Genomic DNA, 13,199 nt, shown 5'->3' on the forward strand with positions numbered 1-13,199 from the left:
GGCTAAGCCTGGGATGCGGCGGGCGCCGCGAGCACGGCCGCGAGCGCGCGGAACGCACGACGGCGGTGGCTCAGCGCATCCTTCTGCTCGGCCGTGAGCTCCGCAGCCGACACGGGCGCGTCGTCGGGCTGGAAGATCGGGTCGTAGCCGAACCCGCCCTCGCCGGCCGCAGCCTCGAGCACCGAGCCCCGCCACACGCCCATCTCGACGAGCTCGCGCTCGCCGTCGACGTACGCGGCAGCGCACACGAAGGCTGCGCCGCGGTCGGCGACGCCCTGCATGTTCGTGAGCAGCAGCTCGAGGTTGTCGCGGTCGTCGCGCGTGCCCGCGTAGCGCGCCGAGAAGATGCCGGGTGCGCCCTGGAGGGCGTCGACGGCGATGCCGGAGTCGTCGGCGATGGCGGGCACGCCCGTCTCCTCGAACGCCTCGCGCGCCTTGATGAGCGCGTTCTCGGCGAACGTCACGCCATCCTCGACCGCCTCGGGGCCCTCGTACGCCTCGAGCACGACGCCCGGGAGGTCCTCGGCGAGGATGCGCTGCAGCTCCGCCACCTTGTGCGCGTTGTGCGTCGCCACGACGACGCGACCCAGCGCCCCGCTCATGCGAGCACCGAGCGCTGGAGGGCAGCGAGCTCGTCGCAGCCGCCCGTGGCGAGGTCGAGCAGCGCACCGAGCTCGGTGCGGTCGAACGGCGCGCCCTCGGCGGTGCCCTGCACCTCGACGAACAGGCCGCGGCCCGTCACGACGACGTTCATGTCGGTCTCGGCCTTCGAGTCCTCGACGTAGGCGAGGTCGAGCATCGGCGTGCCGTCGACGATGCCGACCGAGATCGCCGACACCGAGTCGATGAGCGGGTTCGCGGATGCGGGGATGCGCTTCTGCGCCTTCGCCCACTCGATCGCCTCGGCGAGGGCGACGTACGCACCCGTGATGGAGGCGCAGCGCGTGCCGCCGTCGGCCTGCAGCACGTCGCAGTCGACGACGATCGACAGCTCGCCGAGCGCCTTCATGTCGACGACGGCGCGCAGCGAGCGGCCGACGAGGCGCGAGATCTCGTGCGTGCGACCGCCGATGCGGCCCTTCACCGACTCGCGATCCATGCGCTCGTTCGTCGACCGGGGCAGCATCGAGTACTCGGCGGTGACCCAGCCCTTGCCCTTGCCCGCCATCCAGCGCGGCACGCTCGGCTGCACCGACGCGGTGCACAGCACCTTCGTGCTCCCGACCGAGATGAGCGCGGAGCCCTCGGCCTGCGCGGACCAGCCGCGCTCGATCGTCACGGGGCGCAGCGCGTCCACCGTCCTGCCGTCCTTGCGTGCCATGCGTCAGATCCTCTCCGGGAGCTCGATGACCCCCGTCTGCGTGAACTCGACGTGCGTCACCTCGGGGCCGAGGAAGCGGCGAGCGAGGCGCAGGAACGGCTCCTGCGCCTCGGTCGTCGCCTCGAAGGCGTAGGTCGCCTGCGTCGTCGGCGGGGCGAGCAGCCCCGTGTCGGACAGCCGGCGGTACACGTCGGATGCGGTCTCCTCGGCGCTCGAGATGAGGCGCACGTCGGGTCCCATGACGTAGCCGATCGCTCCTGCGAGCAGCGGGTAGTGGGTGCAGCCGAGCACGAGCGTGTCGATGCCGGCGCTGCGCAGCGGCTCGAGGTGCGTGCGGGCTGCGGCGAGCACGTCGTCGCCGGTCGTGACGCCCGACTCGACGAAGTCGACGAAGGGCGGGCACGCCTCGGCGTCGACGTGGTGGATGCCGGCGGTCGCGAACGCACGCTGGTACGCGTGGCTGCCGATGGTGCCGACCGTGCCGATGACGCCGATCGCGCCGGTGCGCGTCGCACGGATCGCCGCGCGCACGGCCGGCTGGATCACCTCGACGACGGGGATGCCCATCCCCTGCTCGTACCGCTCGTGCGCGACGTCGAACATCGCGGCGGATGCGGTGTTGCAGGCGATGACGAGCATCTTGACGTCCTGCTCGACGAGCGTGTCGAGCGCGGCGAGCGCGAGGCGTCGCACCTCGTCCTGCGACCGCGGACCGTAGGGGCCGTTCGCGGTGTCGCCGATGTAGGTGATCGACTCGTTCGGCAGCTGGTCGATGAGCGCACGGGCCACGGTGAGCCCCCCGAGCCCGCTGTCGAAGACTCCGATCGGGCGCTGCTGCACGTCGTCCAGCCTAGCCGCGGGCCGCGGGCGGCTCGGCTCGCAGCATCCGTCGCATCGGCACGTGGTTCCACGTCGGGCCCGTCGAGTGCTCGTCGCCCCACATCGCGAAGCCGCGGCGCTCGTAGAAGCGACGAGCGCGCTCGTTGCCCGAGATGAGCCACAGCATCGTCGGGGCGTCGTCGAGCACGAGCGTCAGCAGCCGGTCGGCGAGGCCGGATCCGTGCGCCGACGGCGCGACGTACAGGGCGTCGAGCGCGCGCTCGGCGGGTGCGGGCCCGAAGCCGAGCCCCTCCTCCCACGCCATGGGCGACGCCGTCGACGACGCCGCGCCCACGATCGCGCCGTCGCGCCATGCGACGGCGTAGCGGCCGACGCCGGAGGCGAGCTCGGCGCGGATGTCCTCCGCCTCGTCGGCGAGATGCGCGAGCAGGCCCTCGAGGAACCCGTCGTGCACGATGCCCTCGTACGTGCGGGCGCGCTCGATCGCGACGAAGCGGGCCCACGCGGCGGCGTCGGCCGGGTCGAGCGTCACGACGGAGGGGACGGCGTCGGCGGCCGGTGCGGCAGCGTCTGCGGACTCGTGGGGCGGAGCGGAGGATGCGGCGTCCATGACCGATCCAGCCTAGGCATGCATAGGCTGGCTCCGTGACCACGGCACTGCAGACCGACCGGTACGAGCTGACGATGATCGACGCGACCCTCGCCAGCGGGCGGGGGCTGCGGCCCAGCGTCTTCGAGGCGTTCGCGCGCCGCCTGCCAGGAGCACGCCGCTACGGCGTCGTCGCCGGCACGGGCAGGCTGCTGGATGCGATCGAGCGGTTCCGCTTCGACCACGCCGACCTCGCGTTCCTGCGATCCGAGCGGGTCGTGAGCGACGCGACGCTCGACTGGCTCGCCGACTACCGCTTCACGGGCGACGTGCGCGGCTACGGCGAGGGCGAGGCGTACTTCCCCGGCAGCCCGCTGCTCGTCGTCGAGGGCTCGTTCGCGGAGTGCGTCGTGCTCGAGACGGTCGCGCTGTCGGTGCTCAACTACGACTCGGCCGTCGCCAACGCGGCGACGCGCATGGTGCAAGCCGCGAAGGGCCGCCCGCTCTCCGAGATGGGCTCGCGCCGCGCCAACGAGGATGCAGCGATCGCCGCCGCACGCGCCGCGTACATCGCGGGCTTCCGCGCCACGTCGAACCTCGCGGCGGGCGCCGCGTGGGGCATCCCCACCATGGGCACCGCCGCGCACTCGTTCACGCTGCTGCACGACAGCGAGGAGGAGGCGTTCGCGGCGCAGATCGAGGCGCTCGGCGTCGGCACGACGCTGCTCGTCGACACGTACGACATCGAGCAGGGCGTCGAGACGGCCATCCGCGTCGCGGGCACGGGCCTCGGCGGCGTGCGCATCGACTCGGGCGACCTCGTCGAGACGGCGCAGCGCGTGCGTGCGCAGCTCGACGCGCTCGGCGCGAAGGACACGCGCATCACGGTCACGAGCGACCTCGACGAGTACGCCATCGCGGGCCTCGGCGCGAGCCCCGTGGATGCGTACGGCGTCGGCACGAGCGTCGTGACGGGCTCGGGCTCCCCCGCCGCAGGCATGGTCTACAAGCTCGTCGCGCACCAGGCCGACGACGGCTCGTGGGTCGACGTCGCGAAGCGCTCCGACGGCAAGGCGTCGCACGGCGGCGAGAAGACCGCCGTGCGCACGCTCGTCGGCGGCGTCGCCACCGAGGAGACCGTGTTCGTGGGCGGCGAGCCGGATGCGTCGATCGGGCGTGCGCTGCAGATGCCGCTCGTGCAGCAGGGCGCGATCGCCGAGGAGCATCGCGGTGCTGCCGGCGTGGCCGCCGCACGCGAGCGCTGCGCGGCGGCGATCGCCGAGCTGCCGGGCGACGCGACCCGTCTCGCACGAGGCGAGCCGGTCATCCCCACGGTGTTCCGCTGAGGCGGGAGGGCGCCGACGAGCCGTCGGCGTCGGGCGTCAGTCGTCGCCCTTGAGCCCCTCGTAGATCTCCTTGCAGGTGGGGCAGATCGGGAACTTCTCGGGGTCGCGCCCCGGCGTCCACTTCTTGCCGCACAGCGCCCGCACGGCCTTGCCCGTGATGGCCGACTGCAGGATCTTCTCCTTCTTCACGTAGTGCGAGAAGCGGTCGTGGTCGCCGTCGTCCACCTGCTCCTGCCGCAGCAGCTCCTCGAGCTCGCGGTCGAGCACGTCGGTGCCGCCAGGCGTTCCAGGGGTCGAGGGATCGCTCATGTGCTCAGTCTCGCATGGCCGCGGCGAGCACCTCGGGCCCGCGGCGGTCGAGGATCCAGCCGCCGAGCGCGATGCCGACCACGACGACGAGCACGCCGTAGCCCGCGCCCATCCAGCCCCACTGCGCATCCGTCGCCTGCGCGTCGATCGCCTCGAGCACGACGGGAGCGAGGATGGGCGCCGACAGCGCGACCGAGGCGACGAGCGCACCCGCCTGGGTGAGCGGTGCCGTCCACGTCTGCGCCGCGGGAGCCTGGAAGACGCTCGCCTCGGGACCCGAGACGGCGTACGGCCAGCGGGCGCTCACGACCGACGAGACGGCGAGGGCGGAGCCGAGCAGCGCGAGGGCGGCGCCGAGCACGGGAGCGAGCAGCTCGCGGTCGCCGTGCAGCCGGACGCCGACGACGGCGGCGACCGAGACGAGCGCCGCGGCGACCACGGCGAGCGGGAGCACGCGGCCGAGGCGGTCCTGCCAGCCGGGCACGCGTGCGGCGAGGTGCATCCACCATGCCGAGCCGTCGTAGGCGGTGTCGTCGTGGATCGACCAGCCTGCGAACAGCGCGAGCACGGCGACGGGCAGCAGCGTCCACGTCTCGCGCGGCAGCCCGGCGAGCCACAGCGGGATCGCGAGCAGCACGGGCAGCACGACGATGAGCACGGCGTTGGCCCGGTAGCGGCGGTCGCGCGCCCAGCCGGTGACGGTGCGAGCGACGACGACGGCCCACGGCTGCGCCGGCGACGCGCGCAGCAGCCCGAGGTGGTCGCGCAGGCGCGGGCGGCCCACGCGGATCATGCGCCACGCGACGATCGCGAGCCACGCGGCGGCGAGCGCCACGATCGTGCCGAGCGCCACGAGGATGCGCTCGGGCACCAGCAGCCATCCGGTGGCGGCGGCGAAGGGCGACGACGCCAGCACGGCGAGACCGGTGGCGATGCCGCCGAGCAACGGCGCGAGCGCGAGGAGCGCGACGACGACGAGCACGGCGCCCGCCGTCCAGGGCCACGTGTCGCGAGCGGCGCCGACGTCGGCGACGAGCCGCACGAGCGCGACGGTGATCGCGAGGAGCGGCGCGGCGATCGCGGCGAGCCCGGTGCCCTCGTCGATGCCGCACGCGATGCCGACGCCGAGCGCCACGACGGTGAGGGGCGAGACGAGCGCACCGAGCACGGTCCCGAGCGCGACGGCGCCCGGCGTCGCCATGCCGCGGAACGCGCGGGGATCGAGCGCGGCGTCCTTCGCGCCGACGAGGCCGACGCCCGCCGCGACGACGACCATCACGGTCGTCGCGAGCACGGAGGGGAACGTGCTGCGCACGGCGAGCGTGATCGCGGCGGCGGCGAGCACGAGCGCGACGAGCCACGGCAGCACGGCGCGCACGACCCCGCGAGGATCGTGCCGCAGCGCCGCGACGGCGGCGAGCCTCAGTCGAGCGACGGCGAGAGCCACGGCAGCTCCTGATGCGGCGACGCGCCGACGAGTCGGGTGAAGCGGTCCTCGAGGCTCAGGCCGTCGCGCACGTCGTCGATGGGGCCCGAGGCGCGCACGACGCCGTCCTGCAGCACGACCACGTGGTCGCACGCGCGCTCCACGAGCGCCATGTCGTGGCTCGTGAGCACCACGGCCCCGCCGCGACGGCGCAGGTCGCCGAGGATCGACAGGATCGTGTCGGTCGCGACGGGGTCGATCGACTCGAACGGCTCGTCGAGCACGACCACGCGCGGCGCGTGGATGAGCGCGGCGGCGATGCCGACGAGCTGCTGCATGCCGATCGAGTAGTCGGAGACGAGGCGATCGGCGTCGGGCGTGAGGTCGAAGCGCTCGAGCAGCGTCGCAGCGCGCACGATGGCCTCCTTGCGCGGCACGCGACGCAGCAGCGCGGCGTGCACGAGCAGCTGGCGACCCGTGAGGCGGTCGAAGAGGCGCATGCGATCGGGCACGACGCCGAGCTGCGTCTGCACGCCGCGCGAGCGCACGTCGACGCCGCCGACCTCGACCGTGCCCGACGACGGGCGCATGAGACCGCCCGCGAGCGACACGGTCGTCGACTTGCCGGCGCCGTTGGGGCCCACGATGCCGTGGCACTCCCCCGCGCGCACCTCGAGGTGCACGTCGTCGACCGCGAGGGTCGACCCGAACCGACGCGTGACGCCCGCGAGACGCAGCACGACGGCCGGATCGGCGGATGCGGTGCTCGCGGATGCGGGCTCGGAGGCCGGCTGCTCGTCGGCGGCCGACTGCACGCCCACGACCTCGACGGGCTCCTCGGTCGCGTCGTCGTCGATGGCGTGGTCGTCGACTGCGTGGTCCGAGACTGCGTCGTCGGAGACTGCGTCGTCGGAGACGTGGGCCTCGCCGTGCTCGGGCGCAGCGGGCTCCGGCTCGGGCTCGGGCTCCACGACCGGCTCCGGCTCATCGATCTGCTCGGGCTCGGGCTCCGGCTCGGGCTCGGGCTCCGGCTCGGGCTGCACGATCGGCTCGGGCTCGGGCTCGGGCTCGGGTTCGGGCGCGGGCGCCGGCTCCGGCTCGGCGGTCTGCACCTGCTCGACGACGATCTCGGACTCGGAGTCGGACTCGACGCTCGACGCTGCCTCGACGTCCGCCGCCGGCTCGACGGGGGGCTCGACGTGCTCGGGATGCTCGGGCTGGGCCTCGACGGGAGCCGGCGGGGCCTGGGCGGCGGCGTGCGCCTGCGCCTTGGCCTGCGTCGCCTGTCGCGCACGGTTGCGGGCGCGCGTCGCCGCAGCCTTGCGCGCCGCCTCGCGGCGACGTTCCGCCTGCTCCTCCGGACTCAGCTCCGCGAACGGTCGTCTCTGATCTCCGGCACCCACGCCATCCACCGTATGGGGTTCCACCTGGACGCTCGTCGACGCATCGCCGCTGCGCCCCGACACGAGCGACCGCCACGCGCCGCGCAGCCCGCGCGCGGGCGACGCGCCGTGCTGCTGCCCGTCGACCGGCTCCATGGATCGAGCGTACGCAAGGGCCCGCACGAGCGCACGGCTCGATCCACATCCGCGCACCCTGGACCTGCAGAACGAGCGTTTGGTACTCTGGAGGACGGCACAGTGAGGTGTCTCCCAGGTGTGACCTGGGTGAACGTCAGGGGAACAGGCCAGTCTGGTGCTGCCCCACCACCGCATTGGAGAAGGCAATGACCACGCAGATCGTGATCCTCGCAGCAGGCATGGGCTCGCGCCTGGGCCGTTCGCTGCCCAAGAGCCTGACGGTGCTCAACGACGGCCGCACCATCATGCAGCAGCAGGTCGAGAACGTGCGCGCCGCGTTCGACGACGCCCGCATCACGACGGTCGTCGGCTACAAGGCCGACCACATCATCGATGCGTTCCCCGAGAACACGTACGTCTACAACGACGAGTACGACGTCACGAACACGTCGAAGTCGCTGCTGCGCGCGCTGCGCGCCTCGAAGCCCGGCGGCGTGCTGTGGATGAACGGCGACGTCGTCTTCCACCCCGGCCTGCTCGCCCGCGTCGCCGACCGCGTCGTGGCCGACCAGTCGACGGTCGCCGTCGACACCTCGAAGGTCTCCGACGAGGAGGTCAAGTACACGCTCGACGCCCGCGGCGACATCAAGGAGTTGTCGAAGACCGTCAAGGGCGGTCTCGGCGAGGCGATCGGCATCAACTTCATCTCGTCGACCGACAAGGCGACGCTCATCCGTCACCTGCAGCGCTGCGACGCGCAGGACTACTTCGAGCGCGGCATCGAGACCGCGATCGCCGAGGCCGGCATCCGCGTCCAGCCGCTCGACATCTCCGACCTGTTCGCGGTGGAGGTCGACTTCGCCGAGGACCTCGACCGAGCGAACCTCTACGTCTGATCGCATCCGACGCCGGTCGCCGAAGAGGCGACCGGCGTCGCTGCATGTCCGGCGACCTAGGATGACGAGCGTGACCGCTCCGACGCACGCTCGCGACTCCTGGTCGCGGGCTCGTCGATACCGCCACAGCCTCTGGCTGCTCACCTCGCGCGACCTGCGCGTGCGGTACTCGACCTCGTTCCTCGGCTACCTGTGGTCGGTGCTCGATCCGCTCGCGATGAGCGCGATCTACTTCTTCGTCTTCACGATCGTCTTCGAGCGCCAGGTGGGCTTCCACCCGTACATCGTGTTCCTCATCGGCGGGCTCCTGCCGTGGATGTGGCTCAGCGGCGCCGTCTCCGACTCGACCCGGGCCTTCATCAAGGAGGCCAGGCTGATCCGATCGACGAAGGTGCCGCCCACGATCTGGGTCGCCCGCCTCACGCTGGCGAAGGGCATCGAGTTCCTCGCGTCGCTGCCGGTGCTCGCCCTCTTCGCGATCTTCGCCGGCGCGACGCTCGGCTGGGAGGCGCTGCTGTTCCCGCTCGGCATCGTGCTGCAGGCGGCGCTCGTGCTCGGGATCGGGCTCATCGTCGCTCCCCTCACGATGTTCTTCCGCGACCTCGAGCGCGCGGTGAAGCTCATCCTGCGGTTCGCGTTCTACGCGACGCCCATCGTCTACGGCCTCCACGACCTGCCCCCGCAGCTGCAGATCGTGGGCTCCTTCAACCCGATGGCGGGCATCCTCTCGATCTACCGCTCGGCGTTCTTCCCCGAGGCGCTCGACTGGACCGCCGTCGGCATCTCCGCGGGCATGACGGTGCTCGTGCTGGTCGTGGGCGTGCTCGTGTTCCGCAGGAGCATCCGCGCGGTGCTCAAGGAGGTCTGATGGCCGTCATCCAGGTCGACGGGCTCGGCATCCGGTTCAAGCGCACGCGGTCCGCCAGGCGCTCCTTCAAGGACCTCTTCGCAGGGCGCACGCGGCGCACGCGGCCCGGCGAGTTCTGGGCGCTGCGCGACGTGTCGTTCCGCGTCGAGGCGGGCGAGGCGATCGGCGTGGTCGGCCGCAACGGCCAAGGCAAGTCGACGCTGCTCAAGCTCGTGGCAGGCGTCGTGCTGCCCGACGAGGGCACCGTCGACGTGCACGGCGGCGTCGCTCCGCTCATCGAGATCACCGGCGGGTTCGTGCAGGACCTCACGGTGAAGGACAACGTGTACCTCACCGCGGGCCTGCACGGCATGACGAAGGCCGAGATCGATGCGGCCTTCGACGAGATCATCGGCTTCGCCGGCATCGAGGACTTCGTCGGCACGCCCTACAAGCACCTGTCGAGCGGCATGAAGGTGCGCCTGGCGTTCTCGGTCGTGTCGCGCCTCGACGAGCCGATCCTGCTCGTCGACGAGGTGCTCGCGGTCGGCGACAAGGCATTCCGAGAGCAGTGCTACCGACGCATCGAGGCATTGCTGGCCGAAGGCCGTACGCTCTTCCTCGTCTCGCACAACGAACGCGACCTGAAGCGCTTCTGCACCAGGGGGCTGTACCTCGACAAGGGGGGTCTGGTCCTGGACGGCCCCATCGAGGATGTGCTGGAGCGCTACGGACGAGAGCACGGGGGGAAGGCATGACCGAAGGACGCCACCAGGAGCCGCAGGCCCAGCAGGACATGGGATGGCTCGTGAAGACGATCGACGCGGTCGTCGAGAAGCAGCGGCCGCTCGTCGTGAACCACCTGCGCGAGGTGCGCAGGAAGAATCCGCAGCTCTCGCCAGAGCAGCTCATCGCGCGCCTCGAGAAGCAGTACCTCGCCGCCGTGTCGACGTCGGGCGCCGCCGTCGGCGCGACGGCCGTCGCACCGGGCGTCGGCACCGCCGCATCCCTCGGCCTCACGGTCGCCGAGACGGTGGCGTTCCTCGAGGCGAGCGCGTTCTTCGCGCAGGCCGTCACCGAGGTGCACGGCCTCCACGTGCGCGACCCCGAGCGCTCGAAGGCGCTCGTGATGTCGCTCATGCTCGGCTCCGAGGGCTCGTCGCTCGTGCGGCGCGTCACCGAGCAGTCGCTCGGCCGCGGCGCCGCGAACGACGCGTTCTGGGGGCAGCTCATCACGACGACGCTGCCATCGGGCTTCGTCGCGAACACGATCGTCGACTACCTCAAGCGCGCGTTCCTCAAGCGCATGACGGCGCAGACCGGCAGGTCGATGCTGGGCCGAGCCCTGCCGTTCGGCATCGGCGCGGTCGTCGGCGGCGTCGGCAACCACATCCTCGGTCGCCACATCGTGCGCAACGCGCGCGACGCCTTCGGCCCGCCGCCCGCGTGGTTCGACCCCGACCTCGAGCCGCTGCCGAAGGCGCAGCGCCCCAAGCGCCTGCCCCGCGGCGCGCGCGAGCGGATGCAGCAGGGCTACGACGCGAACCAGAGGCCCGGGTTCGGCGGTCGTGCGCTCGAGCGCCTGCGGCGGAAGCCGAAGGACGACGGCGCAGCCGACGGCGAGCAGCCGCAGGACGGCGAGCCCACCACCTAGGCCGCGAGCGGCCGGTCGGCGCTACGGCGTCGGGCCGTCCTCCTCGCCGACCGGCGGCGCGTCGTCGTCGACCTCGACCTCGAACGCGTCGGTGCGGTGGCGCGCGGCATGCTCCGCCCAGATGGCGAGCAGTCGCTCGATGGCGACGTGGAAGCGCGTCGTGGCGCTGCCGTGCGTCGTGTCGCCGAAGTAGTGCGTGCTCCACCGCTCGAGGCGGGCGAGCGCCTCGCCGTCCTCGGCGACGCGGTCGATCTCGGCGAGCGGATCGGCGATGCCGGCCTCGAGCCACTCGCACGCGCCGAGGTAGCCGCGCTCGTCGACGTCGGCCTCCTGGGAGACCGGGCGGGCGATGAGGATGGGCTTGCCGACCGCGAGGCGGTCGTAGACCATCGCCGACACGTCGGTGATGGCGACGTCGGCGTCGGCGAGCTGCCAGCCGAGCTGCGGGCCGTCGTCGTAGACGTGCTGGGCATCGGCGTCGCGGCGGTTCGCCGCCTGGATCATCGCGACGATGCGCTCGTGCGCCGCCTTGTACTCCGGATCGAGCACGCCGGAGCGCGGGTGCGGGCGGTAGACGAGTCGATGGCGCTCGCTCGCGAGCACGGCGGCCGCGAGGTCGAGGCCGTGCGACGCGATCGAGCCGTAGGCGCCTGCCGGTCGGTCGCCCTCCCACGTCGGCGCGTAGAGCACGACTCGGCGGTCGTCGTGCGGGTACGGCACGTCGCCGAGGAAGTGGTCCGCCTGCGGGCGACCGATCTCGAGCGTGCGGCGCTCGAGGTCGTAGTCCCACAGCTTCGCGCCGAGCCGGTCGCGCGCGGCCTGTCCGGCGACGAGCGCGTAGTCGTACGCCTTGAACTGGTTCGTGGTCATGTACATCTTGTCGGACTCGCCGTGGTTGATGAACACGTGCCACATGCGCCCGTAGCGCAGCATCTGGAAGTTCTTGGCGTTCTGGTTCACGTACAGCACGAGCCGCGGCCCGCGGTGCTCGAGGAACCGCTCGATGTCGCTCACCTGCGTCACCGACCACACCGGCAGGTCCGTCTCCTGCCACAGCTCCAGCGCCGCGCCGGGGCTGCGAGCGAGGATGCCGACGGGATGGGTCTTCGCGAGCTCGCGCAGCGGCTCGTACCACTGCCGCAGCTGATAGAGGTTCACGGGGCCGTCGGCGTAGTAGACGACGATCTCGACGTCGCCGGGATGCGTCGTCTCGTGCTGCGCTCGGGTGCGCGCCACCTCCGCCCGGTTCCGTCGGGAGGTGAGCCCGTTCCGGAGGAGTCGGCGGGCAGCGGCGAGGTCGCGGCGCAGCGGCATGGTCTCCAGCCTACGGCGGTCGCGCGCACGGCTTCGCGCGCGACGGTTCTGCCATGCTTGCTCGGTGAGTCTTGAGCATGCGTGGCCCGGCGTCTCCTACGTCATGCCCGTGCTCAACGAGGAGCGCTACCTGGCCGGCGCCGTCGCGACCGTCATGGCGCAGGACTACCCCGGCGAGCGCGAGCTCGTGCTGGCCCTCGGGCCCTCGACCGACGGGACGAACGCGGTCGCCGAGCGGCTCGCGTCCGAGGATGCGCGCATCCGGCTCGTGCCGAATCCGGGCATGGACATCCCCATCGGCCTGAACCTCGCGATCGCCGCGAGCCGCCACGACGTCGTCGTGCGCGTCGACGCGCATACGCAGATCCCGGCCGACTACACGCGGCTCGCGGTGCGCGCGCTCGAGACCTCGGGTGCGGCGAACGTCGGCGGCCTCATGCTCGCGACGGGCGACACGCCCCTGCAGCGCGCCGTGGCGCGCGGCTACCGGTCGCGCATCGGCCTCGGCGGCGGCTCGTACCACCTGGGCGGCGAGGCCGGCCCGACGGACTCGGCGTACCTCGGCGTCTTCCGGCGCGACGCGCTCGAGGCGGTCGGCGGCTACGACGAGTCGCTGCGTCGCGGCGAGGACTGGGAGCTCAACTACCGCCTGCGGCAGGCGGGCCACCTCGTGTGGTTCGATCCTGCGCTGCAGGTGACGTACTGGCCGCGCGAGACGTGGCCGAAGCTCGCGCGCCAGTTCCACTCGACGGGCGTGTGGCGAGGCGAGCTCGTGCGCCGCATCGGTGCGAGCAACGGCGTCCGCTTCTTCGTGCCGCCCGCGCTCGTCGTCGCCGTCGCGCTCTCGGTGCTCGTGGGCCTCGCGACCGCGGTCGTCGCGCTCGTCGCCACGGTGCCGACGTGGCTCGCCGTCGTCTCGGCGCTGCTGGGCCTCGCACCCGCCGCGTACCTCGTGCTGCTCGCCGGCGCCGTCGTCACGACGCCGGGCTCGCTCGGCGAGCGTCTGCGCTTCGCGGGCGTCGTCGCCGTCATGCACCTCGCGTGGGGTGCGGGATTCCTGCAGGGCGTCGTGCGGGGCGCGGGCACGAACCGCGACACGTCGCGCAGCGAGGGCGGGCTGCCCGGCTGACCGACCGG

14 protein-coding genes are annotated in these 13,199 nt (G+C 72.5%); 6 read left to right on the forward strand and 8 right to left on the reverse strand.

The genetic code is table 11. The features are described from left to right. Positions 1 to 2: 2 nt before the first annotated feature. From rdgB to FS793_RS04105, 4 genes are read right to left on the reverse strand one after another with little or no spacing between them, the layout of a single operon-like run. Positions 3 to 602, reverse strand: coding sequence for an RdgB/HAM1 family non-canonical purine NTP pyrophosphatase (rdgB, locus tag FS793_RS04090; protein ID WP_144718839.1), 600 nt, complete (start codon positions 600 to 602; stop codon positions 3 to 5). Beyond that, the gene (gene rph / locus FS793_RS04095; RefSeq protein WP_144718841.1) at positions 599 to 1,321 is read right to left on the reverse strand and encodes a ribonuclease PH; all 723 of its coding nucleotides are present in this window, start codon (positions 1,319 to 1,321) and stop codon (positions 599 to 601) included. The genes rdgB and rph overlap by 4 nt, the downstream gene beginning before the upstream one ends. A gap of 3 nt (positions 1,322 to 1,324) precedes the next feature. After that, positions 1,325 to 2,161, reverse strand: a complete 837-nt coding sequence (murI, locus tag FS793_RS04100) for a glutamate racemase (RefSeq protein ID WP_144718843.1) — start codon at positions 2,159 to 2,161, stop codon at positions 1,325 to 1,327. A 10-nt stretch (positions 2,162 to 2,171) separates the two neighbouring features. Next, positions 2,172 to 2,771: a GNAT family N-acetyltransferase gene (locus FS793_RS04105; protein WP_144718845.1), complete on the reverse strand. Its 600-nt coding sequence runs from the start codon at positions 2,769 to 2,771 to the stop codon at positions 2,172 to 2,174. Positions 2,772 to 2,806: 35 nt separating this feature from the next. Between FS793_RS04105 and FS793_RS04110 the strand changes: the two genes are divergently transcribed. Then, positions 2,807 to 4,096, forward strand: coding sequence for a nicotinate phosphoribosyltransferase (locus tag FS793_RS04110; RefSeq protein WP_260980008.1), 1,290 nt, complete (start codon positions 2,807 to 2,809; stop codon positions 4,094 to 4,096). Between the two features lie 36 nt (positions 4,097 to 4,132). On the opposite strand, the gene FS793_RS04115 is transcribed toward FS793_RS04110, so the two are convergent. Genes FS793_RS04115 through FS793_RS04125 form a run of 3 tightly spaced genes read right to left on the reverse strand, consistent with a single transcriptional unit; the run spans position 4,133 to position 7,369 of the window. Then, a complete protein-coding gene (locus FS793_RS04115) occupies positions 4,133 to 4,405 on the reverse strand; it encodes a DUF3039 domain-containing protein (protein WP_144718847.1) in 273 nt (90 codons plus the stop codon). Positions 4,406 to 4,409: 4 nt separating this feature from the next. Beyond that, complete coding sequence (locus FS793_RS04120) at positions 4,410 to 5,852, reverse strand: hypothetical protein (RefSeq protein WP_144718849.1); 1,443 nt, start codon at positions 5,850 to 5,852, stop codon at positions 4,410 to 4,412. Next, a complete protein-coding gene (locus FS793_RS04125; protein WP_144718851.1) occupies positions 5,828 to 7,369 on the reverse strand; it encodes an ABC transporter ATP-binding protein in 1,542 nt (513 codons plus the stop codon). Before FS793_RS04125 ends, FS793_RS04120 begins: the two co-directional genes overlap by 25 nt. Positions 7,370 to 7,557: 188 nt before the next feature. Between FS793_RS04125 and FS793_RS04130 the strand changes: the two genes are divergently transcribed. The 4 genes from FS793_RS04130 to FS793_RS04145 all read left to right on the forward strand — a co-directional run bounded on the left by FS793_RS04130 (position 7,558) and on the right by FS793_RS04145 (position 10,748). Beyond that, the gene (locus tag FS793_RS04130; RefSeq protein ID WP_144718852.1) at positions 7,558 to 8,247 is read left to right on the forward strand and encodes an NTP transferase domain-containing protein; all 690 of its coding nucleotides are present in this window, start codon (positions 7,558 to 7,560) and stop codon (positions 8,245 to 8,247) included. A gap of 61 nt (positions 8,248 to 8,308) precedes the next feature. Then, positions 8,309 to 9,115: an ABC transporter permease gene (locus FS793_RS04135; RefSeq protein ID WP_144718854.1), complete on the forward strand. Its 807-nt coding sequence runs from the start codon at positions 8,309 to 8,311 to the stop codon at positions 9,113 to 9,115. Next, the gene (locus FS793_RS04140) at positions 9,115 to 9,852 is read left to right on the forward strand and encodes an ABC transporter ATP-binding protein (RefSeq protein ID WP_186329311.1); all 738 of its coding nucleotides are present in this window, start codon (positions 9,115 to 9,117) and stop codon (positions 9,850 to 9,852) included. Before FS793_RS04135 ends, FS793_RS04140 begins: the two co-directional genes overlap by 1 nt. Then, positions 9,849 to 10,748: a hypothetical protein gene (locus FS793_RS04145; RefSeq protein WP_144718856.1), complete on the forward strand. Its 900-nt coding sequence runs from the start codon at positions 9,849 to 9,851 to the stop codon at positions 10,746 to 10,748. The genes FS793_RS04140 and FS793_RS04145 overlap by 4 nt, the downstream gene beginning before the upstream one ends. Before the next feature lie 21 nt (positions 10,749 to 10,769). On the opposite strand, the gene FS793_RS04150 is transcribed toward FS793_RS04145, so the two are convergent. Then, positions 10,770 to 12,062 (reverse strand): CDP-glycerol glycerophosphotransferase family protein, encoded by a 1,293-nt coding sequence (locus FS793_RS04150; protein ID WP_144718858.1) that lies wholly within the window; start codon positions 12,060 to 12,062, stop codon positions 10,770 to 10,772. 64 nt (positions 12,063 to 12,126) lie between these two features. On the opposite strand from FS793_RS04150, the gene FS793_RS04155 reads away from it, so the two are divergent. Further along, entirely contained in the window at positions 12,127 to 13,191 is a 1,065-nt protein-coding gene (locus FS793_RS04155) for a glycosyltransferase family 2 protein (protein ID WP_260980010.1), read from the forward strand. Positions 13,192 to 13,199: the final 8 nt, after the last annotated feature.

Source organism: Agrococcus jejuensis (genome assembly GCF_007679035.1).
GTDB lineage: Bacteria > Actinomycetota > Actinomycetes > Actinomycetales > Microbacteriaceae > Agrococcus > Agrococcus jejuensis_A.

Bases quoted from the DNA above. Each gene is read 5' to 3' on its own strand.
- rdgB (WP_144718839.1), bottom strand. From the start codon at position 602: ATGAGCGGGGCGCTGGGTCGCGTCGTCGTGGCGACGCACAACGCGCAC.
- rph (WP_144718841.1), bottom strand. From the start codon at position 1,321: ATGGCACGCAAGGACGGCAGGACGGTGGACGCGCTGCGCCCCGTGACG.
- FS793_RS04105 (WP_144718845.1), bottom strand. From the start codon at position 2,771: ATGGACGCCGCATCCTCCGCTCCGCCCCACGAGTCCGCAGACGCTGCC.
- FS793_RS04115 (WP_144718847.1), bottom strand. From the start codon at position 4,405: ATGAGCGATCCCTCGACCCCTGGAACGCCTGGCGGCACCGACGTGCTC.
- FS793_RS04125 (WP_144718851.1), bottom strand. From the start codon at position 7,369: ATGGAGCCGGTCGACGGGCAGCAGCACGGCGCGTCGCCCGCGCGCGGG.
- FS793_RS04130 (WP_144718852.1), top strand. From the start codon at position 7,558: ATGACCACGCAGATCGTGATCCTCGCAGCAGGCATGGGCTCGCGCCTG.
- FS793_RS04135 (WP_144718854.1), top strand. From the start codon at position 8,309: ATGACGAGCGTGACCGCTCCGACGCACGCTCGCGACTCCTGGTCGCGG.
- FS793_RS04140 (WP_186329311.1), top strand. From the start codon at position 9,115: ATGGCCGTCATCCAGGTCGACGGGCTCGGCATCCGGTTCAAGCGCACG.
- FS793_RS04145 (WP_144718856.1), top strand. From the start codon at position 9,849: ATGACCGAAGGACGCCACCAGGAGCCGCAGGCCCAGCAGGACATGGGA.
- FS793_RS04150 (WP_144718858.1), bottom strand. From the start codon at position 12,062: ATGCCGCTGCGCCGCGACCTCGCCGCTGCCCGCCGACTCCTCCGGAAC.